Genomic DNA, 22912 nt, shown 5'->3' on the forward strand with positions numbered 1-22912 from the left:
GGCTTATTTTGTTTCAATTGCTGTTAGCAGCACTTTCTCTTCATTGACTTGTACTTGTTGTACTTTTAGCAGTTCGATTTGCTCAATCAGACCTAAGCTCGGGTTAAACCAACGTTCTGCCGAAGTGGCGAACTCCATTGAGTCCATATCATCGCAGTTTAGGTTGTAAGTATTCTCTTCCGTCAGGTACGCCGCTTCAATTTTCTTGCTTGAAATTGAGAACGTTTTACGTACGCCAGTCTCTCGGATTTGCTGCTGCCAAACCACTTGGCAAGATGCTGTCATTGGCAGGTTTTGCACCCACTCATGATCTTCAAAACTGTCTAGTAGGTTGTGAACTGCGTAGCCTGTTAGAGTGGTTTGCAGAGATATGGTCTCTTCACCGATATCAATGTTCGGGCTTTTCTCTTTTACGTCGTCACCGTTGAGACGGAAAATAGGGCTGCTGTGCATCAGCATGGCAACAAACTGCTGGTTAATGGAATAAGCGTCGGTGACTTCATGAAGTGCGCCATCAGAGCCTGCAAAATAAAGCGTATTGCCCTCTTCATCGTCGTTGTACTGTTCGTCAGAATAGTAGAACTGTTTGGCGCCGTAGTTCACCAAGTCATTAACCAACTGGACCATTGCTTCGCTGTTTGGGATTTGTGCCAATGCTGCCAACAATTGCTCGTTATCCATCGCTTGGAAACTCAGTTTCATCTCGCCTTCAGGTTGGCCATCCAGGCTAAACGCGTAGTTTAGTTGTGTGCTTGGCGTGGGAGCGAAGATTGAGTTTTGAATCGCGATGTCGAAACTTTCTTGAGGCACTTTGTTTGGATTAGCACTGCCAGAAGATGAACCACCGCCACAGCCGTAAAGAGCCAGAGTTGCTGCTGCGATAAGCGTCATTTTGTTTAGCATGGTTTACATTCCTGATTGATTAGGCCGCTTCATGTTGGGCCGTTGCTTGAATGCGAGCATGCTAAGTTTAATGAGCTAAAAAGGGCAAAAAACAAAAGCTAATAGGGCTTAACGAAAGCTTAATTTTATATTTAGGTCTTTGTTTTATTTGGTCTTATTTCGTTAGCTACGTTGGTGCAATACTCGTTGATGAGCGCTTTCCATCGGCTGATAATTTCTTGATCGGTCAAACTGACATGCAACGTTTTCCATGGTTGAAGGCAAGTCTCTTTCGATTCAGATTGAGAAAGACGTTCAAACAATGTCTCGGAAGGCAAAACGCGCAGCAGTGCCACCAGTGATTCCATGTAGTTGAGACGGAACTGTTCGAGTTTGTTTTGTTTATAAGCGATGTGAGACACAAACGTATAAATCAGCGCGTTTTGAATACGTGAGTCGCCATCTGGAGTGGTCAGCAGAACTTTTGCTCGGTCTAGGTTACCTAGTTTGAAATGCAATACGCCTAACCAGAGGCTTAGCTCATCTGGCAAAACATCGAACGACGACTGCACTTGCGTCAAAAACGCCTCCAGCTTTTGAGGTTCTTGCTCGTACAAAGCGAGATGCCTTGCGGTTGTGATAGCTGCAAACTCATCAGCTTGTTGGAGAGGCTGGTTAGAAAAGACATTCTCAAACAGCATTTTTTGGTGAACGTCTGACAGTTGCCATGTACTGGCTGAAGGTGCAGGCAAGTTGAAGTACTGCGCGACATCTGAGTGAATTTGGAAGATATCCGATTGTAGGTCGGATAAGCGCAGTGTGTATTCGTTGCGAAACGCCAGTTTCCCTGTCGCAGGATAAATAAGGTTCATCTGAGCTTTCAAGGTGCCTTGCTCTGCGCCGTCTTTTAACTCTATGTTGAGTTCGTAATCACTGGTCTGCATGTTTCGCGCGCCAGGGAAATACGGCGTATGACCGATAGGATCAAGAAAGTAACTGGGAGCGTCTTGGTTGGCGATGTCGGTGTATGGATATTCGACCTGTTGTTGCAGCAAGATGGCTTTGACCAGTATGCGATACTTTCTTGCTTGGGAGCCAATCGCATCGACACGGTTGAGCAGCAGTTCGACTTTGGGGATAAGTAACTGATGACGTGTTTGTTGCGTTGAAATCTCTTGGCGTTGCCATAACAAGCTTGCGAGCGTCACGCTACAAACCGTAAGTACGGCACATAAGCTATAAGCAAAAATCAGCTTGATGTTCTTACGGTTCGTAACTTGAGCTGTGATAACGCGTCGATGGTTTTTCGCTGGTGGCACTAAACGGATATTCGCTGGGTTTAGAAAGTAACCTTTGCGAGGATAAGTGACCAAGAGCTTAGTCGCATCGTACTCGGGGAGATGCTGTTGTAGCAGCGCACGTAAGGTGCTAATGCGGTTAGTGAGTACATTCTTAGAGATGAATTTGCTCTGCCAAATAGTTTTGATAATGGTATCGGCAGAAAGCGGATGTCCCACGCTGGTTAGCAGCAGCTCTAATAACTCAATGGTACGAGGTTCGAGATCAATCGCGACAGTGTCTTGATGAAGAGTTTGTGTCTTCGGATTATAGACCAACTCGCCAATCGTAATACAACTGTGAGTTTGTTTGGCTTGTTGCAAAAAATCGCGCATACCGCACCGCGTTATTTGGAAATGGCGAAATATTATATAGCGATTGGAGCGCGAAATCTTATAAATTGCGCTCCAATTATCATCAAAAGTTTATGAGCCGTAGGTCACGGAGTAGCGATGAGGCTTGTGGTTCATCGCTAACACGACATTCAGTGCAAACGCGCCCAAAATCGAAAGACCAATTACTTCTGGAGTGACAAAGAAGAATGACGCAAACAGGATGCACGCATCGATTGCCATTTGGCTTTTGCCAACTGAAATGCCAAATTTGTCCTGAATAAATAAACACAGCACGTTAAAGCCACCTAAGCTGGAGCGATGTCGGAACAAGATCAGCATACCGAGTCCCATTAAAAGCCCACCTGCGACGGCACAATAAACTTCATTTACCGATTCGAGCGAGATTAGCAAATAAAGATGATCGGCAAAGATAGAAACCAAAGCGCCAGAAATGGCACTATTAATGGCGAAATGACGGCCGAAGCGTTTCCATGCTAGCAAGTAAAAGGGACTGTTTGCTAAAAAGTACAGCACACCAAACGTAAAAGGTGTAAATTGGCTAATAAGCAGAGCCAATCCTGTCGTACCCCCTGTTAGGAGGTTTGCGGATTGGAGAAAGAAAACGCCTTGAGCTACCAAAAAGGTACCCGTGAGAATCGCTATCCAGTCTTCTTTTAATGAGTGTTTTTCCATCAATGTTGCAGTCATTAGTGATAAATAAGGCGTGCATAGTAGTAAAAAGATGATCTTTTCGGTAGCTAGAGGGTAAAATTTACGGTAAACCTATGTAATTGCTGTTTTACAGGGTGTAAAGCACAAAATTGACAGGCAATAGATCGTCGTTATGCAATTGCAATGCGGGCGTGATACAGATTGCTTGCCATCATGAAAAAACTGCATGAGAAAAATTATAAATTTCTCTTTATGACCCAGATCAAATTATGTAGAATGCGCGCCATTAGGGTGACGAAAACGTTTGCGTAGGGTCATTCAACAGTTTTTTTGCAACTTTCAGTACTAATCTGAGTCAGGAGATACAGATGCTTAAGCGTGATATGAACATCGCAGATTACGATGCGGAACTGTTCGCAGCTATCCAGGAAGAAACTCTTCGCCAGGAAGAACACATTGAACTTATCGCTTCTGAAAACTACACAAGCCCACGTGTAATGGAGGCGCAAGGTTCTCAGCTAACGAACAAATACGCTGAAGGCTACCCAGGCAAGCGTTACTACGGCGGTTGTGAGTACGTAGATAAAGCGGAACAACTTGCTATCGACCGTGCATGTAAACTGTTCGGTTGTGAATACGCGAACGTACAGCCTCACTCAGGTTCTCAAGCAAACAGCGCGGTTTACATGGCGCTTCTTAACCCAGGCGATACAGTTCTAGGCATGAGCCTAGCGCACGGTGGTCACCTGACTCACGGTTCTCCAGTTAACTTCTCTGGTAAGCACTACAACGTTATCCCTTACGGTATCGATGAAGCGGGTCAAATCAACTATGACGAGATGGAACAGCTAGCGCTTGAGCACAAGCCTAAGATGATCATCGGTGGTTTCTCTGCTTACTCGCAAATCGTTGATTGGAAGCGCATGCGTGAAATCGCTGACAAAGTAGATGCTTACCTTTTCGTTGATATGGCGCACGTAGCGGGTCTTATCGCAGCAGGCGAATACCCAACACCTGTTCCACACGCTCACGTGGTAACAACAACGACGCACAAAACACTAGCAGGTCCTCGCGGTGGTCTTATCTTGTCAAATGCTGGCGAAGATATGTACAAGAAATTGAACTCAGCAGTGTTCCCTGGTGGTCAAGGTGGCCCTCTAATGCACGTTATCGCTGGTAAAGCAGTAGCGTTCAAAGAAGCGATGGAGCCAGAGTTCAAAGCTTACCAAGCTCGCGTAGTGAAAAACGCAAAAGCAATGGTTGGTCAATTCCAAGAGCGTGGCTACAAAATCGTATCTAACGGCACAGAAAACCACTTGTTCCTTGTGGACCTGATCGACAAAGACATCACTGGTAAAGATGCAGACGCGGCACTAGGTGCAGCAAACATCACAGTGAACAAAAACTCGGTACCAAATGACCCACGCAGCCCATTCGTAACGTCTGGTATTCGTGTAGGTACGCCAGCGATCACTCGTCGTGGCTTCACTGAAGAAGACGCAAAAGAGCTAGCAAACTGGATGTGTGACGTTCTAGATAACATCGGCAACGAAGAAGTTATCGAAGCGACTAAACAGAAAGTGCTCGAAATTTGTAAGCGTCTACCGGTTTACGCCTAACTATTCTTCATAGAATGAGTCAATTTCGGTGTCGAACATACTCACTTGCTCGCGCAAACTCCGTGTGTTCTCCTAGAACTCGACTCATCTATTTTGAACATTGATATACTAAAGGTCCTCAATTGAGGGCCTTTTTGTTTGTCTGGCGTTTGGAATGAGATATAGCGAAGAGTGTGTGATAAGGAGATGGCTACCAACACTGTCCCTTTCAATATATCCAAACCGCGTCATTCCGACGAGCCTAGGCGAGAGCAGGAATCTTGTTGAGGCACACTCTTTTACTCAGCGTTTCCCAAAAAATCATCAGTACGTTGGAAACTGATTCTCAATCACGCTCGTTCCTCGCTGTTCAGAATGACGGAGGTAGAATGGCTTTTTATCATCATTTGACAGATACAAAAAAGGTTGGCACTGAGCCAACCTTCTCTTCAAAATAAGCGAGTGCTTATTTAATCTCGATACCTTGAGCCTGCATATCGGCGTGGTATGAAGAGCGAACAAATGGGCCACACGCTGCATGCGTGAAGCCAAGCTCTAGTGCAACTTCTTTTAGCTCGTCAAACTCTGATGGCGGAACGTAACGCTCTACTGGCAAGTGGTGACGGCTTGGCGCTAAGTACTGACCTAGAGTCAGCATCGTTACGCCGTGTGCGCGTAGATCTTTCAGTACTTCGATGATTTCTTCTTTGGTTTCACCAAGACCCATCATCAAACCAGATTTGGTCGGTACATCTGGATGCTGCTCTTTGAACTTCTTAAGAAGCTCCAGCGACCACTTGTAGTTTGCACCTGGGCGAGCTTTACGGTAAAGACGTGGCGCTGTTTCTAGGTTGTGGTTGAAGACATCTGGCGGGTTATCTTTCATTAGATCAAGCGCTACGTCCATACGACCACGGAAGTCAGGAACCAGAGTTTCAATCTTAATATGCGGGTTCAACGCACGGATCTCGCGGTTACAGTCGGCAAAGTGCTGTGCACCACCATCACGCAGATCGTCACGGTCTACAGAGGTGATTACTACGTATTTCAGCTTCATATCGGCGATGGTTTTCGCCAGTTTTTGAGGCTCTTCTGCTTCCGGTGGTAATGGGCGGCCATGAGCAACGTCACAGAAAGGACAACGACGAGTACAAATAGCACCTAGGATCATGAAGGTAGCTGTACCGTGGTTAAAACATTCCGCTAGGTTAGGGCAAGATGCTTCTTCACATACGGAGTGAAGTTTATTCTTGCGCATCGCCGCCTTGATGTCTTGAATTCGTTGGCTGTCGGCTGGTAGCTTGATCTTCATCCAATCAGGCTTACGTAGCACTTCTTTCTGCTCTGTAGGCATGTTCTTTACGGGAATCAATGCCATTTTATCGGCGTCACGATATTTAACGCCTTTTTCCATCTGGATTGGTTTGCTCATGCTTTATTACCTTGAGAAGGTGCTTCTGTGCTGAATTCTACTTGCTCATAGTCGAGCAAAGTAACGAGTTCTTCTATTAATTGTTTTTCTACGGCTTCTACATTGTCTGGGCCGCCAAATTGGCTGACCTGAACCATTTCCATACCTTCATAACCACAAGGGTTAATACGCAGAAACGGTGTTAAATCCATATTTACGTTCAAGGCTAAGCCATGAAACGAGCATCCTTTACGAATGCGTAAACCGAGAGAGCATATTTTTTTACCCTCAACGTAAACGCCTGGTGCGTCAGGTCGCGCGGCCGAATCGATATTGTATGCTTTTAGCGTGTTGATCACGAGGTTCTCGATAGTGGTAACGAGATCTCGTACACCTAATTTTTTGCGGCGTAAGTTGAGCAAGAAATAGGCGACCAACTGACCAGGGCCATGATACGTAACCTGGCCTCCGCGATCACTTTGTACAACAGGAATGTCACCAGTGTTAATAAGGTGCTCAGCTTTACCTGCCTGACCTTGCGTAAATACTGGGTTATGTTCTACCAACCAGACTTCATCAGGGGTTTCTTCTGTGCGTTGGTCGGTGAACTCATGCATCGCCTTCCATACAGGCTCATAGTCTTGGCGGCCAAGTCGTTTTACAACAAGTTGGTGTTGCATGGGAATTCCTGTTGCTAATATATAAAGTTTTTGGATTATAAACCGGATAACCCTGATGCTCTACCGCTGAGTAACAGATTTTTAACTGAAAGCGATGTAAAGTTTTGTTATCTGGTTGATAAATAAAAAGAAAGCAGCCGAAGCTGCTTTCAAAAAAAATTTAATCTATCAAAAAAAATTTAATCTATCAAAAAAAATTTAATCTATCAAAAAATTATAGAACCATGCGCACGATGTCAATTTCACCTAACTCTTTGTATAGCGTCTCAACTTGCTCGATAGACGTCGCAGTGATGTTGATTGATACCGAGTGGTAGTTGCCCTTAGCACTTGGTTTAACGGTCGGGCTGTAGTCACCTGGAGCATGGCGCTGAATAACTTCAAGAACAAGCTCTGGAAGTTCAGGCTTTGCATGACCCATTACCTTGTAAGTAAATGAACAAGGGAACTCAAGCAGGTCTTTTAATTTTGCATCAGAGTTGATGGTTAGCATATCGATAACTCCAGTAGATATTCGTTGCGGTGCGAAATAGTACAGTCAAATTAGGGGGAACTCAAGACGAGGATCTCAAACTTAAAAAGCCGCCCTTTCAGGCGGCTTTGCGAATAAGTTTGCTACTCTAACGTTCTTCTTAGAAGAAGCTCTTGAATAACAATACGATGTAATCCCACATGCGGCTAAATAGACTACCTTGCTCTACGGTTTCTAGTGCCATTAGTGGGTATTCGGCAATATCTTCACCATCGATCTGATAGTATAGCTTACCAACTACATCACCTTTATTAATTGGGGCTTCTAGCTCTTTTTCAAGGACGAAGCTGGCTTTTAGGTTTTTCGCTTCACCACGTGGTAGTGTTACGTAAGTATCTTGGTCAAGGCCCAACGCTACAGTGTCTTTGTTACCCATCCACACTTTTTCTTCAACGAACGTTTCACCTGCTTTGTGCGGTGCTACTGTTTCGAAGAAACGGAAGCCGTAGCTTAGTAGCTTTTTGCTTTCTGACTTACGAGCATTGGCATCTTTCGTGCCCATAACGACCGCAACCAAACGCATTTGGCCTTCAGTTGCTGAACTTACTAGGCTGTAACCCGCATTGCTTGTGTGACCCGTTTTGATGCCGTCAACGTTCATGCTCTTATCCCAAAGTAGACCGTTACGGTTGTATTGGGTGATGCCGTTGTAAGTGAATTTCTTCTCTGAGTACACGCGGTACTCATTTGGTACGTCACGGATCAGGGCTTTACCTAGCAATGCCATGTCGTATGGTGTCGAGTACAGCTCGGCGTTATCTAGACCATGAACGTTGGCAAAGTGCGAGTTCGTCATACCTAGTGTGTTGGCCCAAGCGTTCATTAGGTCAACAAACGCATCTTCTGAGCCTGCAATGTGTTCAGCCATCGCTACACAGGCATCGTTACCAGACTGGACAATGATACCGCGGTTTAGGTCACGTACTTTTACAGTTGTGCCTACTTCAATGAACATTTTTGATGATTCAGGGAAGTTTTTCGCCCATGCATTTTTACTGATGGTGACATCGTCATCTTCTGAGATATTACCACGCGCTAGTTCTTGGCCGATTACGTAGCTGGTCATCATCTTAGTCAGACTAGCTGGAGACAATTTTGTGTTCATCTCTTTCTCTGCCAGTACTTTACCTGAATGGTAATCCATCAGTACGTAGCCCTTCGCCGCGATTTGAGGGGCATCTGGAACAACGATAGGTGATGCAAGAGCAGATTGAGCGAAAGTTGCAGAAAGGGCAACCGAAGAAACGAGAATAGATTTCACAAACTTATTTTTATTCATGGTAATTCAAATTTTTGGGTTAACTGCGGACATCTTATCAGAATCCCCAGCTATGTAAGAGGGGATCGAGGAGAAATTCATGACACTAGGTCATTTGGCAGTGTTGTGTTTTTTAATAAATGCAGACGAATAGCCGAGCAACTTTACTTTATCTAGAGTGGCTTGCGTCAGGGAATAGTCAGTAAATGGCCCTAACAACAAGCGATAAGACTCTTTCGCATTTTCTAGGAAAGTTTCTGTATCCAGTTTTTGACCAAGCTCTGTCCCTAAAGTTCGTGCGCGTTCTTCATTTTTTGATGATGCCACCTGAATAACGTACTTAGGGTGCGCTTCTAATGATTTTTTATCCGTGGGCTGATTGATACTGATTACTTCAATTTCCACGTTCGCTGTACCTGTTTTTATCACATCTAACTTATGTGCTGCGGCATAGCTTAAATCGATAATACGGCCATCGTGAAACGGACCTCGGTCATTAACTCGTACTACGGCAGTTTTGCCGTTGTCAGTGTTGGTGACTTTTACGTAACTTGGTAACGGTAGCGTTTTATGCGCAGCCGTCATTGAGTACATGTCATAGATTTCGCCATTAGAAGTCAAATGACCTTGGAACTTCTTCCCATACCAAGATGCGCGGCCTTTTTCTTTAAAGCCTTTGGCATCGCGAACTATCTTGTAGTCTTTTCCGCGCAAGTGGTAATCCTTGTTGCCACCTAAGCTGTAAGGTTCATATTTAGGGTGCGCATCCTCGATGTGTTCGACTGAAAGCGGTGTATCCGGTGCAACATCGGATTCGAGTTCGTAACGGCCTTCTTGTTCTTTTTGGCTAGTTGATGAACAGCCTGCCAAAATAAGAGCAGAGAAAACCAAGGAATATAAAGCGCGTTTTTGCATGTCTAGGTCGCCTTAGAGAATGCTTTTCGGTGCGTATGAATTGACATCAGAATACCAAAGCCAGCCATCAAGGTTACCATTGATGTGCCGCCATAACTAATGAGTGGCAACGGTACACCTACTACAGGTAGGATGCCACTTACCATGCCAATATTTACAAAAATATACACGAAGAAGCTGAGTACAATACTGCCTGCCATCATTCGTCCAAATGCGGTTTGCGCTTGGCTGGCGAGGTATAAACCTCGTCCAATAATAAATAGATAGATGGCTAAAAGGCAAAGGAAGCCAATCATACCCCATTCTTCAGCAATTACTGCAAAGATAAAGTCAGTGTGTCGTTCAGGAAGAAATTCCAGTTGTGACTGAGTACCTTGCAACCAGCCTTTACCGGAAATACCACCGGAGCCAATCGCAATTTTACTCTGAATAATGTGGTAGCCCGCACCAAGCGGATCTGACTCTGGATTAAACAGAGTACGAACTCGTACTTTTTGATACTCACGCATCAAGAAAAACCACAAAATCGGAATGAAACCACCCAGTGCAATTGCAGCACCAGCGATGATTTTCCAACTAATGCCCGCGAGGAAGATAACAAAAATACCGGAAGCGGCGATTAGAATAGAGGTCCCTAAGTCAGGCTGTTTTGCAATGAGGATGGTTGGCAAGCAGACCATAATCAGTGCAACGATGAGTGTTTTTAGCGTTGGCGGAAGGGGCTGTCGACCAACATAGCGTGCCACCATTAATGGCACCGCGAGCTTCAATAACTCGGAAGGTTGAAAGCGCACAAAACCGAGGTTAAGCCAACGCTGTGCGCCTTTCGAGGCTTCACCGAAAAACAGCACGCCAAAGAGCAGTATGACGCCGCCGACGAACATCAAAGGTGCCAGGCTCTCGTAGGTTCGTGGAGAAAGCTGCGCAAGAACGATCATCACAACGAGTGAAAGCACCATCCGCATAGCTTGGCGATCCATCATCAGTAAACTTTGGCCACTGGCGCTGTACATGATCACTAGGCCAAACCCCATCAGGGCCAATATGCCAAGTAGGAGTGGTAAGTCGATATGGAAGCGTTCAAACAGGGCGCGATTTTTACCTGTAGAGGGATCCATCTTCATTACTGTTTTACCTCTTTCTTCGCATTGTTTTCAGGCTCAATTTCTTCTGGGCCTAGAACGACTCGGTCAAAAATTTTCCTTACTACTGGGGCACCGTTGCTAGAACCACCGCCGGCGTTTTCTAGTACTACAGTGACGACCACTTTTGGATCATCAAATGGTGCAAAGCCAGTAAATAACGCATGGTCACGTAAGTGTTCGGCGATCTCATCTGCGTTGTACTCTTCGTTTTCACCCAGACCGAAGACCTGTGCAGTACCTGATTTACCCGCTGTTTGATAACTCATTTTGTAGAATGAGCGTCGAGCTGTTCCGCGCGTGCCATGGTTTACACGACGCATACCTTCTTTCGCCATATCCCAGTACTTTTTCGGTACATTCTTGATTGGCGGGTAAGTCACGTATTCTGTTGTTTGTTGTTCTTCGAAGTCGTTGCCGTTCTCTATCGTCGCTTTTAGTAAGTGAGGTGCGATCACTTCTCCCTCATTTACTAATACGGAGGTCGCTTTGGCGATTTGCATTGGTGTTGCTGTCCAATAACCTTGGCCGATACCCACAGGGATCGTATCACCTTTATACCATGGGGTTTTATGGCGAGACATTTTCCAGTCACGAGTCGGCATATTCGCCTTACTTTCTTCGTAGATATCGATGCCAGTGTAATCACCAAAACCGAACATCATCATCCAATTCGAAATGCGGTCAATACCCATGTCATAAGCGATTTGATAGTAGAAGGTATCAACAGACTCTTCGATCGACTTAATGATATCGACGCGTCCGTGCCCCCAACGCAACCAGTCACGGAATGGGCGAGTGTTGGAGTTTGGTATGCGCCAATAACCAGGATCATTTCGCGTGGTGTTAGGTGTGACGACACCTTCTTGCAGCGCGGCTACCGCCATAAATGGTTTGATGGTAGACGCAGGTGGGTAAATGCCAAGTGTGGTACGGTTGACCAAAGGACGGTTTTTATCGTTCAAAAGGGCGCGATAGTCTTTCCCTGAGATTCCGTGCACGAACGAGTTAGGGTCGTAGCTAGGGCTTGAAACCATAGCCAGTACGCCGTTGTCTCTAGGATCGATCACTACAGCACTGCCTCGACGGCCATCCAATAATTGGTGTACGTACAGCTGCAAGTTGATATCAAGGTTTAAAACGATGTCTTTTCCGGGTACAGGTGGAACGTACTTTAACGTACGAATTACTCTGCCGCGACTGTTTACCTCGACTTCTTGATATCCGGCCGTACCGTGTAAGAGGTCTTCGTAGTATTTTTCGATACCCAGCTTACCAATATCGCGAGTGGCTTGATAGTTTGCGTCTTTTTCTTCTCGGATCAGGCGCTGCATGTCGCGATCATTGATTCGAGAAACGTAACCAATCACGTGGGTTAATACTTCGCTGAAAGGGTAGTAGCGCTTTAAGGTCGCACTTATTTCTACACCAGGAAAGCGGTACTGATTGACGGAGAATACCGCTACTTGTTTTTCGTTCAGTTGGGTAAGCAGTGGGACCGACTTAAATCGACGAGTCCGTTTACGCTCTTGGTGGAAACGTTCAATCTGATCTGGGGTAATTTCCAGAATGGTTTGTAGTTCTTGGATGGTTGCATCAATGTCTTTAATTTTTTCTGGAGTCAGTTCTAAGTTAAAGACGGGACGGTTCTCTGCCAGTAAAACACCATTTCGGTCATAAATCAGACCTCGGTTAGGCGCGATAGGAACCACTTTGATACGGTTATCGTTCGAGCGGGTTTGATAATCTTGAAACTGGTTCACCTGAATGTTGTACATATTGGCGACCAGAGCTCCCATCAAGAGAACAATGCCGATAAAAGCGACAATAGCGCGGCTGGCAAACAGACGCGCTTCGGCTTGATAATCTCGGATTTGACTGCGGCGCTTACGAATCATTAACGCTTGGCTCTAAAGTTAAACAACAATTATTCGCGGTGGTAAGGATGGTTCGCGGTGATGCTCCACGCTCGGTACAAGCTTTCTGCCATGACGATACGCACTAAAGGGTGGGGTAGCGTTAAGGCAGACAATGACCAGCTTTGGTCTGCTGCAGCTTTGCATGCAGGAGCGAGTCCTTCAGGACCGCCGATTAAGATTGATACATCACGGCCATCTAATTTCCAAGCTTCTAACTGCTCAGCGAGTTGAGGAGTGTCCCATTTTTTACCTGGGATATCTAACGTGACGATACGGTTGCCTTTTGGTACCGCAGCGAGCATCGCTTCCCCTTCTTTTTGCAGGATACGAGCGATATCGGCATTTTTTCCACGTTTGCCAGCAGAGATTTCAATCAACTCCAATGGCATATCATGTGGGAAACGGCGACGATATTCTTGAAAGCCTTCCTCAACCCATTTTGGCATTTTTGTGCCAACAGCAATTAGTTGAATTTTCAAAAGATTAACCCCAGAGTTTTTCTAGCTGGTAGAGTTCGCGGTGCTCTTCTTGCATCACGTGAAGCATGGCGTCGCCCATATCTAGGACTACCCATTCACCTTCGTTTTCACCTTCCATTCCTAGTGGCTCAAGACCGGCTTTTTTCACTTCTGTTGCAACGTGGTCAGCGATGGATGAAACGTGGCGTTTGGATGTGCCAGTACAGATGATCATGTAATCTGTCACGCTTGATTTATCTTCCACGTTTAGGACGATAATGTCTTCCGCTTTCATGTCGTCGGCTTTGTCAGCTAAAAAGTCTTTCAGTTCTTCGCGAAGCACTCGGTTTTCCTCGGTTTGTCTCTTATCTCTACAGTGTTTTACATTCTTGCTTGCAAAACAGGTCGCGCACTATATCACGCTTTGATTTTTAAATTGCCAGCTTAATATCAGGAGAGCAGGTTTCTAAGCTCAACTGATGAATAGTTGGCCATACAGACTCGTCATATTGAGTTTTGGCTTTTATCTCTGCTTGAGCCAACAAGGAGAGCAATGCACAAATACGACTCGCCGACAAGCGGGTCAGTGCTGCGTTATAGAGTGGACGCTTGTTTTGCCAAACTCGATATTTCTCAAATACCTGGTTCATTCCCATTTGAGTTAAGTCTTGATGCATATTTAAAAGTTGGCTCAACTCTTTTTGTACACTTCGAATCAAGATCACGGTCTCGACCCCTTCCGCCTCAAGTTGGCGAAGAATACGTTGTGCACGGTTTGCTTTACCTGCCAGTAAGGCGTCTATCCAGTTAAACGTAGTAAAGTGATTATGGCGACTTAGGGCTTCCTCTAAACGTATGATGGTCAGCTCACCATCCGGGTAGAGTAGGGCCAATTTCTCTAAGCTTTGTGACAATGCAAACAGGTTGCCTTCATGCCATTGAGCCAACATTTGCAGTGATTGTTGATCGGGTTTTAGGCCCAACGCGCGGCAACGTGCCTGAATGAACATAGGTAAGCGTTGTAGATCTGGCGACAAACAGCTTACCCAGTCGCCTTTTGAGCTTAATGCTTTGAACCATTTCGCATTTTCTTGGGCTTTGGTCAGTTTGCTACCAACAATGACGAGCATGATGTCATCATGCAGCATATCACACAGTGTTTGCAGCTCTTTGCTGACGGCGGTTGTCACGCCACTCTCTGGAATTTCAAGCTCGATCAATTGACGGTTTGAGAACAGGCTCATCGCTTGGAAGCAATCGTAAACTTGATTCCAGTCGATGCTTGCGTCTACCGCAAAACGGTGTTTTTCCTCAAAACCTTGTTGAAACGCTGCCTTTTGGATTGCTTGGCGGCTCTCTTGAATCAGTAACGGCTCATTACCAAAGATTAGGTAAACTTGTTTAACGTGTTTAGTTAAATGATCCGTTAATTTATCGGCATAAATTCGCATAGTGATTAAGAGTTTGTGTTCGCTGGCTCAGAGATTTGTCCTGCTTCATATTCGGCACGAATACGGCCCAACTGGCGCATCATCTGTTTTGCAGCTTGCAAGCGCATCTCGTCTTCAATTACGTCACGTTCAACAGATTTTGCAAGTGCCGTTAACGGGTTGTCTAGGTAGTTGCGGTTTACTGTTGTCGTAAAGTTTTTAGAACCATAGCCAGGAATCGTCACACGGTATTTTACTACGTATGTCAGCTCTTTTTCTGCTGCACGGCTATTTTGATAAAGTGATAGTGTACGCTCATCGATTGTCGCTTCCGTCAAATGAAGGTTGGGTACAGTCGATGATGGTTGAACAAGTTCAACTTTGTTCAGTTCGAGTTGAGAGCGTACATAGCGAGTTAATTCACTGTATTCATCGTAGCTGGAGAAAGACATGGTGTGCAGCTCTTCCGGTACGGAATACTCGCCGCGAAGGTGAAAACCACAGGCAGAAAGAAGCCCCGCTAATACCAATACCACTGGTAGTTTAATCAAAGAGAAAAAGCGCATTGATTGTATTCATCCTAAATTGAAGGGGTTATTTACCTTAAACCACTCATGTGAATGGTTTGAGGTAAATAAACAGGGTAGAAAACTACCCTGTTTAATGACTCTTGGTTAACAAATAAGTTCGCTAAACAGAGACAAATTGCAAGCTGTGATTAGTTTGCAACGATGTTCAGCAGTTTACCTGGAACGTAAATGACTTTACGAATAGTCAGGCCATCAGTGAACTTAACCACGTTTTCGTCGTTTAGACCAAGTTGTTCGATGTCGTCTTTAGAGATATCCGCTGGAACTGTTAGCTTCGCACGTAGCTTACCGTTAACTTGAACAACGATAGTTTTTTCGTCTTCAACTAGCGCTTTTTCGTCAAACGTCGGCCATGCCGCGTTATCAATGTCTGTTTCACCTAGTGCTGCCCATAGCTCGTATGAGATATGAGGAGTGATAGGGTAAAGCATGACAACGATAGCTTTCAGTGCTTCGTCAAGGATTGCACGATCTTGCGCAGATTCTTGAGGCGCTTTCGCTAGTTTGTTCATCAGCTCCATGATCGCTGCGATCGCGGTGTTGAATGTTTGACGACGAGCGATATCGTCCGTCACTTTCGCGATAGTTTTGTGAACGTCACGGCGAAGTGCTTTTTGATCACCAGAAAGTGCTGCGGTATCTACTGCTTCTGCTGCGCCTTTCGCTGTGTGCTCTTTCACTAGTTTCCAAACACGTTTTAGGAAGCGGTTCGCACCTTCTACGCCAGACTCTTGCCATTCAAGTGTCATGTCCGCTGGAGACGCGAACATCATGAATAGACGTACTGTGTCAGCGCCGTACTTGTCTACCATTTCTTGAGGGTCGATACCATTGTTCTTAGACTTAGACATCTTGATCATGCCTGAGTGCGTTACATCGCGACCTTCAGTGTCTTTAGCAGAAGTAATGCGGCCTTTACCATCACGTTCAACAGCTACGTCTGTTGGAGCAACCCATTCTTTACCGCCTTTCTCGTTCTCGAAGTAGAACGCGTCTGCCAGTACCATGCCTTGACACAGTAGCTGCTTGAACGGTTCGTCAGACGTTACGTAGCCCGCGTCACGTAGCAACTTGTGGAAGAAGCGTGAGTACAGTAGGTGCATACAAGCGTGCTCGATACCGCCGATGTACTGGTCTACTGGTAGCCAGTAGTTTGCTTTTTCTGGATCTAGGATGTCGTCTGCTTGCGGTGAACAGTAACGCGCGTAGTACCAAGAAGATTCCATGAACGTATCGAACGTATCTGTCTCACGTAGAGCCGGTTCGCCGTTGAATGTGGTCTTCGCCCATTCTTTATCTGCTTTGATTGGGCTGGTTACGCCGTCCATTACCACGTCTTCTGGAAGAATCACTGGTAGTTGGTCAGCAGGTACTGGGTGAACTTCACCGTCTTCAGTCGTTACCATTGGGATTGGTGCGCCCCAGTAACGTTGACGAGATACACCCCAGTCGCGTAGACGGAAGTTTACAGTCTTAGTGCCTTTGCCTTCTGCTTCTAGTTTCGCTGCAATTGCATCGAACGCCGCTTGGAATTCTAGGCCGTCGAATTCACCTGAATCGAACAGTACACCTTTCTCTGTGTATGCCGCTTCAGAGATGTCTAGCTCGCTGCCATCAGCAGGCTTGATAACTGGCACGATGTCTAGACCGTACTTCGTTGCGAACTCGTAGTCACGTTGGTCGTGTGCAGGTACTGCCATTACCGCGCCTGTACCGTAGTCCATCAATACGAAGTTTGCTACGTATACTGGTACTTCACGTCCGTTCAATGGATGAATAGCAGTAAGGCCAGTAGCCATACCTTTCTTCTCCATTGTCGCTAGCTCAGCTTCTGCAACCTTGTTGTTCTTACATTCGTCGATAAACGCTGCAAGCTCTGGGTTGTTCTCTGCAGCAAGAGCTGCAAGAGGGTGGCCGGCTGCGATGCCCACGTAAGTCACACCCATTAGCGTATCTGGACGTGTTGTGTAAACTTCTAGGTCTTGTTGACCCTTAACTTCAAACTTCAGCTCAACGCCTTCAGAGCGGCCAATCCAGTTGCGCTGCATGGTTTTCACCATTTCAGGCCAGCCTTCAAGCTTGTCTAGGTCGTCTAGTAGCTCTTGAGCGTACTCAGTGATTTTGATGAACCATTGAGGGATTTCTTTTTGCTCTACAGGCGTATCACAACGCCAGCAACAACCGTCTTCAACCTGCTCGTTTGCAAGAACAGTTTGGTCGTTAGGACACCAGTTAACAGAAGAAGTCTTCTTGTAAACTAAACCTTTCTCGTAAAGCTTAGTGAAGAACTCTTGCTCCCAGCGGTAGTACTCCGGTGTACAAGTTGCGAATTCACGGTTCCAATCGTAACCAAAGCCTAGAAGCTTAAGTTGGTTCTTCATGTATTCGATGTTTTCGTAAGTCCAAGGTGCTGGCGCAGTTTTGTTTTTTACTGCTGCGTTTTCTGCTGGTAGACCGAATGCGTCCCAACCGATTGGTTGCATCACGTTTTTGCCTTGTAGGCGTTGGAAACGAGATACTACATCACCGATAGTGTAGTTGCGCACGTGACCCATGTGCAGTCGACCACTTGGGTATGGGAACATGGATAGACAGTAGAATTTTTCTTTATTTGGGTCTTCACTTACAACAAAGGTTTTGTTGTCATCCCAGTGCTTTTGAACTTTTTGTTCAATATCTTGTGGGTTGTATTGTTCTTGCATCGATGGTATCCGTTATCTTGGAATTTGTGAGTTCGGTTAGAACAGACTTAAATAGATCGTCATAGAATACCTAAAGCTAGGGATCACAACAATAGCCAATCTGTACCCATGCGCCCTTAAGTGACGCAGGTAGGAGAAAGATGGAGGTCAGTTATGCCTAAACGTAAAACAGGTTATGAGGAAATGCTCGAGGATGTGATTGAAACCTTGAAGCACAGTCCGGAAGAAGTTAACAAAGCGATTGAGACGTCGGGCAAAGTGGTGGATGCTGCTAATGACTTGACCAAAGATGAATTAGCTTTAATCAAAGCATACCTTAAAGCAGACTTAAAAGAGTTTTCAGAGAGTTACGAGGATAGCAAAAGCGGCCCGTTTTACTTAACGATTGCGGACTCGATATGGCAAGGGTTGTTAGAGATTACAGACCGAACTAAAGTTGAGTGGGTTGAGTTGTTCGATGACTTAGAGCATCAAGGGCTATATGAAGCAGGAGAGGTGATAGGCTTAGGTACTTTGGTCTGTGATGAGTGTGGTCACAAGACAACGTATAACCACCCAACTGTAATCATTCCGTGTATTAAATGTGGTCACAAAGGCTTTACTCGCCAGTCATTAAAGCCATAAATGGCGCGTAACGACTGTATAATGCAATGAATAAAAAAGAGGCTTGGTCGCCTCTTTTTTGTCTTTTCTACTTTCAAGCTGCTCTTAATACCAATCGTAGTAAATAACTGGTCATTCTAGCTTGTTAAAATACTCGATAACTGCGTTAAAAATTTTGATTGTAGAATAACTACTTATCGAAAATTTTTGCCTTGTTCTCAAGCATTTTTCCTACGCAATTTCTGATCACTTATTTACTGTGATTGGTATAACTCTGTTTTCTTCTTAAACCGAAAGCCAGCGCTAAACTTAATCCAACCCAAATATACAATGGCCAAGTACCAACGATTCGATATGGCGTTTTCCCATCGGTTGGGGTGAGCTCTGCGCGCAGTACTGCAGTTTCAAACTGCGGTACTTGCTCAACGATTTTACCCTTGTGATCGGTTACCGCTGTTAATCCGTTGTTAGTCGAGCGGATGAGCGGTTTACCTAATTCTAAGGCACGCATACGGGCGATCTCCATATGCTGAAGAGGGCCGATAGAGTGACCAAACCATGCGTCGTTCGATAGCGTTAGAATGAAGTCTGTTTCGTCAGTCACATTTTGACGCACTTGCTCATTAAAGATGATCTCATAGCAAAGCGCTGGTGCCATGTGCATGCCATTCGCAATGATGTTGGGCTGCACAAAAGCCCCACGGCTAAACGACGACATCGGTAAGTTAAAGAATGGCGCTAATGGGCGCAAAATATCTTCAAATGGTACAAACTCACCAAACGGTAATAGGTGATGCTTATGGTAGCGTTCGCTCAAGTCGAAACTGTAGTCACCGTATGGTGTGATGCCAAGGGACAGGATACTGTTGTAGAACTGTCGATCTTCAGCTTGGTTGACGACACCAGTGATGATTGCGCTGTTATTCATTTTTGCTGCACTGTCGATATTGCTCAAAAATGAAGGCACTTCAATTTCAAAAGCAGGAATTGCAGCTTCTGGCCAGACGATAATATCAGCGTCCCAGTTTTCACGAGTGAGATCGGCGTATTTCATGATGGTTGGCCAACGTTGGCTTGGCAGCCACTTAAGGTTTTGGTCAACGTTACCTTGAATCAGCGCGAGCTTAGTCGTGTCTTCTGGCCGAGGTGTTACCCAATCGTAGTTACGAATCCCAAAGCCTGTGCTGAGTAGTACCGCAGGAATAATCACCATCAGCCACTGTTTATGAACCCAAGCATAGGCTAATGCCCCCGCACTAATAAGGATAAACAGAGTGAGCAGTTCCACGCCACCGATAGGCGCAAAGCTTGCTAGTGGAGCATCAATCTGGCTGTAGCCTAGCCATAGCCACGGGAAGCCGGTCATCACCCAACCACGCAACCAATCACTGATTAGCCATAAAGCGGGCGCAGCGAGAAGCGCTTTTGTGAGTGTGAATTGAGGAAATAGCTTGTTGTTAAGCCAAGCAAATAAGCCTGAATAAACAGCCAAGTAGGCGACAAGCAAGCCCATTAAAAATAAATTGGCAATCAGTGGCATGCCACCAAAGCCGGAGATACTGACGTAAACCCAGCTAACGCCAGTTGCAAATTGACCCAACCCCCAAGCATAGCCAATCCACAGTGCACGTTTCGGAGTTTGGTTAGCAAGAAGAATCAGTAGAATAGCTGGGCTAAGAATGGCAACAGGCCACAACTGGTAAGGTGCAAAAGCGAGCGTAGTAGAGGCGCCAACAAAAGCGGCCACTAAGGGCCGCTTGAGGCGATGAAAGAGTTCATTCATCATTATAATTTTCTGAGATTCCCAATGGGTATCGCGTTACTCTTGAGTGGCTTCAACCAGGGTTTCTTCGTCTGGGATCGTCACTTGGAGTTGAATGACACGACGGTTATCGGCAGCGGTGACTTTGAAGTTGTAACCTTCAATTTCAACCAGTTCACCACGAGAAGGTAAGTGACCAAAGGCAGTCATGACCATGCCACCAACGGTATCTACTTCCTCATCGCTGAAGTTAGTTCCAAATGTCTCATTAAACTCTTCGATGGTTGTCAGCGCTCTGACAGCAAACGTATGCTTGCTAAGCTTACGAATGTCTGTCTCTTCGCTTTCATCGAATTCATCTTCGATATCCCCGACGATTTCTTCAAGGATATCTTCAATGGTCACAAGACCAGAAACACCACCGAATTCATCGACAACAATGGCCATATGATAACGTTCTTCACGGAACTCTTTCAGCAGTCGATCAACGCGTTTACTTTCCGGTACCACAACGGCTGGTCGAATAACTTCTTCGATATCAAATGGATTACTGCCTGAGCCTAAGTATTTAAGTAAGTCCTTCGCAAGAAGAATGCCTTCCACATGGTCTTTATCTTCGCTGATCACAGGGTAGCGAGAGTGTTGAGCATCGGTAATCAAGGCAACCAAGGTATCAAGGTCGTGAGTACGCTCAACCGTAACCATTTGCGAACGCGGGATCATAATGTCACGCACGCGCATTTCGGAGATTTCCATAACACCTTCAAGCATATCGCGGGTGTCATGGTCAATCAGGTCATTGACTTCAGAGTCACGGATAACATCCACAAGCTCTTGGCGATCTTTTGGTTCGCCCTGAAATAATTGACCTAGACGTTCAAAGAAGGACTTTCTACTCGGACCTTCTGCCTTTTCTTTCTTATCTTCGTTAGAAGAGGGAGAATTATCTTCGTTCATTGTTTCTCAATTAAGTAACGCTATCAGAAGTGTGATAGCACACATAGAGAGGCGAACACGAGAATCATTTTGGTGGTTCGCCTTTCCCTGCTGAATAGCCAATGGCTACTCTTTTTCAGCAATGTAAGGGTCTTCATAGCCCATACCTTGCATGATTTCGGTTTCGAGGGACTCCATCTCTTCGGCTTCGTCATCCTCGATATGATCATAACCTAGCAGATGCAAGCTGCCATGTACAACCATATGCGCCCAATGTGCTAACAGAGGCTTGTTCTGTTCAATTGCCTCTTTTTCAACGACTTGGCGGCAAATAATTAAGTCGCCAAGTAAATCTATCTCCATACCTGGAGGGGCTTCAAATGGAAAAGACAACACATTGGTCGGTTTATCTTTACCACGATACTCATGGTTAAGCGTGTGACTTTCTTGTTCATCAACAATGCGAATGGTGACTTCGGCTTGTGGTTGGAAGAGAGGAATCGTCTTATTTAGCCACAATTGGAAATCTTGCTGCGAAGGCAGCCCTTCTTCATTTTCGACTGCCAGTTGCAGATCAAGTTCAATCGCCATGATTATTCCTTAGTGGAAGCAACTTGTGCATTCAGTTCAGCTTTTGCTGCTTCTAGTAACTTCGCATCGCGTTCTTCACGACGACGCTTCTCGAACTCTTTACGCTCTTTCTGGTCTTGTGCTTCCCACTTCTCATACGCGTTAACGATACGAGCAACCACTGGGTGACGTACAACGTCGTCTGCTAAGAAGAAGTTAAAGCTGATGTCGTCGACTTCGCTTAATACTTCAATAGCATGACGAAGACCTGATTTTGCACCACGAGGTAAGTCGATTTGCGTGACGTCACCAGTGATAACTGCGCGAGAGTTAAAACCAATACGCGTTAGGAACATCTTCATCTGCTCAACCGTGGTGTTCTGACTCTCATCAAGAATGATGAAAGCGTCGTTTAGAGTACGACCACGCATGTAAGCAAGAGGGGCTACCTCAATCACGTTACGTTCAATCAGCTTCTCTACGCGCTCAAAGCCCAACATTTCAAATAGGGCATCGTATAGCGGACGTAGGTATGGGTCGACTTTCTGGCTTAAGTCACCAGGTAGGAAGCCCAGTTTCTCACCGGCTTCAACCGCAGGGCGCGTCAATAGAATACGACGGATCTCTTGGCGCTCTAGTGCGTCAACTGCTGCTGCAACAGCAAGATAAGTTTTACCTGTACCAGCCGGGCCAATACCAAAAGAAATATCATGCGTGACCATATTAACCAAGTACTGAGCTTGGTTTGGCGTACGTGGTTTGATCACGCCTTTCTTGGTTTTGACGAAGACTTCTTTACCATGCTCTATATTAGACTCAGTATTCTGCTCAAGAACACCAGACTCTTTAATCGCTAAATGGATCTGTTCAGGCTCAATGTCTGGGATCTCACCTCGTACAGGTGCGGTATCAACATACAGAGTTTTCAGGATATCCAGCGCAGCTGATGCGGTATGAGGTTTACCGACAATTGTAAAATGGTCACTACGGTGGTTAATTTCAACGCCTAGACGACGTTCTAAATGCTTGATGTTGTCATCGAATGGACCGCACAGGCTAGCAAGTCGGCGGTTGTCGGAAGGTTCTAGGTTAATTTCTAGAGTTACGATTTTATTACTCAATGTTGCCTCTCATTTTTTGCCACTTAATGAGAGCCTGATAACGACCAGGCTCTCCATG

21 protein-coding genes are annotated in these 22912 nt (G+C 45.6%); 2 read left to right on the forward strand and 19 right to left on the reverse strand.

Annotation, left to right across the window (positions count from 1 at the left end; all coding sequences use genetic code 11):
• Nucleotides 1–3: 3 nt before the first annotated feature.
• The 3 genes from D8S93_RS07285 to D8S93_RS07295 form a co-directional block, all read right to left on the reverse strand.
• Entirely contained in the window at nucleotides 4–903 is a 900-nt protein-coding gene (locus tag D8S93_RS07285; RefSeq protein WP_152812641.1) for a hypothetical protein, read from the reverse strand.
• 131 nt (nucleotides 904–1034) lie between these two features.
• On the reverse strand, nucleotides 1035–2555 hold the full coding sequence (locus tag D8S93_RS07290) for a winged helix-turn-helix domain-containing protein (protein WP_152812643.1): 1521 nt from the start codon (nucleotides 2553–2555) through the stop codon (nucleotides 1035–1037).
• A 90-nt stretch (nucleotides 2556–2645) separates the two neighbouring features.
• Entirely contained in the window at nucleotides 2646–3248 is a 603-nt protein-coding gene (locus D8S93_RS07295) for a YitT family protein (protein WP_031780204.1), read from the reverse strand.
• A 347-nt stretch (nucleotides 3249–3595) separates the two neighbouring features.
• On the opposite strand from D8S93_RS07295, the gene glyA reads away from it, so the two are divergent.
• The gene (gene glyA, locus D8S93_RS07300; RefSeq protein ID WP_005391333.1) at nucleotides 3596–4846 is read left to right on the forward strand and encodes a serine hydroxymethyltransferase; all 1251 of its coding nucleotides are present in this window, start codon (nucleotides 3596–3598) and stop codon (nucleotides 4844–4846) included.
• A gap of 445 nt (nucleotides 4847–5291) precedes the next feature.
• Here the strand turns inward: glyA and lipA are convergent, their stop codons facing one another.
• The 12 genes from lipA to leuS all read right to left on the reverse strand — a co-directional run bounded on the left by lipA (nucleotide 5292) and on the right by leuS (nucleotide 17862).
• Nucleotides 5292–6257, reverse strand: a complete 966-nt coding sequence (lipA, locus tag D8S93_RS07305; protein WP_005391329.1) for a lipoyl synthase — start codon at nucleotides 6255–6257, stop codon at nucleotides 5292–5294.
• Nucleotides 6254–6916 (reverse strand): lipoyl(octanoyl) transferase LipB, encoded by a 663-nt coding sequence (gene lipB, locus D8S93_RS07310; RefSeq protein ID WP_152812645.1) that lies wholly within the window; start codon nucleotides 6914–6916, stop codon nucleotides 6254–6256. Before lipB ends, lipA begins: the two co-directional genes overlap by 4 nt.
• A gap of 214 nt (nucleotides 6917–7130) precedes the next feature.
• Entirely contained in the window at nucleotides 7131–7409 is a 279-nt protein-coding gene (gene ybeD / locus D8S93_RS07315; protein ID WP_005384135.1) for a DUF493 family protein YbeD, read from the reverse strand.
• A gap of 139 nt (nucleotides 7410–7548) precedes the next feature.
• The gene (locus D8S93_RS07320; protein WP_012842069.1) at nucleotides 7549–8727 is read right to left on the reverse strand and encodes a serine hydrolase; all 1179 of its coding nucleotides are present in this window, start codon (nucleotides 8725–8727) and stop codon (nucleotides 7549–7551) included.
• Between the two features lie 90 nt (nucleotides 8728–8817).
• Nucleotides 8818–9621 (reverse strand): septal ring lytic transglycosylase RlpA family protein, encoded by an 804-nt coding sequence (locus tag D8S93_RS07325; RefSeq protein WP_152812647.1) that lies wholly within the window; start codon nucleotides 9619–9621, stop codon nucleotides 8818–8820.
• 2 nt (nucleotides 9622–9623) lie between these two features.
• Complete coding sequence (gene rodA / locus D8S93_RS07330) at nucleotides 9624–10745, reverse strand: rod shape-determining protein RodA (protein ID WP_005391317.1); 1122 nt, start codon at nucleotides 10743–10745, stop codon at nucleotides 9624–9626.
• Nucleotides 10745–12661: a penicillin-binding protein 2 gene (gene mrdA / locus D8S93_RS07335; protein WP_005391316.1), complete on the reverse strand. Its 1917-nt coding sequence runs from the start codon at nucleotides 12659–12661 to the stop codon at nucleotides 10745–10747. The genes rodA and mrdA overlap by 1 nt, the downstream gene beginning before the upstream one ends.
• 29 nt (nucleotides 12662–12690) lie before the next feature.
• Complete coding sequence (gene rlmH, locus D8S93_RS07340; protein ID WP_017821762.1) at nucleotides 12691–13161, reverse strand: 23S rRNA (pseudouridine(1915)-N(3))-methyltransferase RlmH; 471 nt, start codon at nucleotides 13159–13161, stop codon at nucleotides 12691–12693.
• A gap of 4 nt (nucleotides 13162–13165) precedes the next feature.
• Nucleotides 13166–13483, reverse strand: a complete 318-nt coding sequence (rsfS, locus tag D8S93_RS07345; protein ID WP_005373015.1) for a ribosome silencing factor — start codon at nucleotides 13481–13483, stop codon at nucleotides 13166–13168.
• A gap of 88 nt (nucleotides 13484–13571) precedes the next feature.
• Nucleotides 13572–14591 (reverse strand): DNA polymerase III subunit delta, encoded by a 1020-nt coding sequence (gene holA, locus D8S93_RS07350; protein ID WP_124008591.1) that lies wholly within the window; start codon nucleotides 14589–14591, stop codon nucleotides 13572–13574.
• A 5-nt stretch (nucleotides 14592–14596) separates the two neighbouring features.
• Complete coding sequence (gene lptE, locus D8S93_RS07355; RefSeq protein WP_005373019.1) at nucleotides 14597–15136, reverse strand: LPS assembly lipoprotein LptE; 540 nt, start codon at nucleotides 15134–15136, stop codon at nucleotides 14597–14599.
• A gap of 152 nt (nucleotides 15137–15288) precedes the next feature.
• Nucleotides 15289–17862 carry a leucine--tRNA ligase gene (gene leuS, locus D8S93_RS07360; RefSeq protein ID WP_005391313.1) on the reverse strand — a complete coding sequence of 858 codons (2574 nt, stop codon included), beginning with the start codon at nucleotides 17860–17862 and terminating at the stop codon, nucleotides 15289–15291.
• A gap of 153 nt (nucleotides 17863–18015) precedes the next feature.
• Here leuS and D8S93_RS07365 point away from each other — a divergent pair, with 153 nt between their 5' ends.
• Nucleotides 18016–18486 carry a zinc ribbon-containing protein gene (locus tag D8S93_RS07365; RefSeq protein ID WP_005373024.1) on the forward strand — a complete coding sequence of 157 codons (471 nt, stop codon included), beginning with the start codon at nucleotides 18016–18018 and terminating at the stop codon, nucleotides 18484–18486.
• A gap of 229 nt (nucleotides 18487–18715) precedes the next feature.
• Here the strand turns inward: D8S93_RS07365 and lnt are convergent, their stop codons facing one another.
• The 4 genes from lnt to D8S93_RS07385 form a co-directional block, all read right to left on the reverse strand.
• Nucleotides 18716–20251: an apolipoprotein N-acyltransferase gene (lnt, locus tag D8S93_RS07370; RefSeq protein ID WP_152812649.1), complete on the reverse strand. Its 1536-nt coding sequence runs from the start codon at nucleotides 20249–20251 to the stop codon at nucleotides 18716–18718.
• A gap of 33 nt (nucleotides 20252–20284) precedes the next feature.
• Complete coding sequence (gene corC / locus D8S93_RS07375) at nucleotides 20285–21184, reverse strand: CNNM family magnesium/cobalt transport protein CorC (protein WP_005384118.1); 900 nt, start codon at nucleotides 21182–21184, stop codon at nucleotides 20285–20287.
• A gap of 105 nt (nucleotides 21185–21289) precedes the next feature.
• A complete protein-coding gene (gene ybeY, locus D8S93_RS07380) occupies nucleotides 21290–21754 on the reverse strand; it encodes an rRNA maturation RNase YbeY (protein ID WP_104974404.1) in 465 nt (154 codons plus the stop codon).
• Between the two features lie 2 nt (nucleotides 21755–21756).
• Nucleotides 21757–22854, reverse strand: coding sequence for a PhoH family protein (locus D8S93_RS07385; RefSeq protein ID WP_005373033.1), 1098 nt, complete (start codon nucleotides 22852–22854; stop codon nucleotides 21757–21759).
• Between the last annotated feature and the right edge of the window lie 58 nt (nucleotides 22855–22912).

The sequence above is a fragment of the Vibrio sp. VGrn 2 genome, assembly GCF_009361695.1.
GTDB lineage: Bacteria > Pseudomonadota > Gammaproteobacteria > Enterobacterales > Vibrionaceae > Vibrio > Vibrio diabolicus.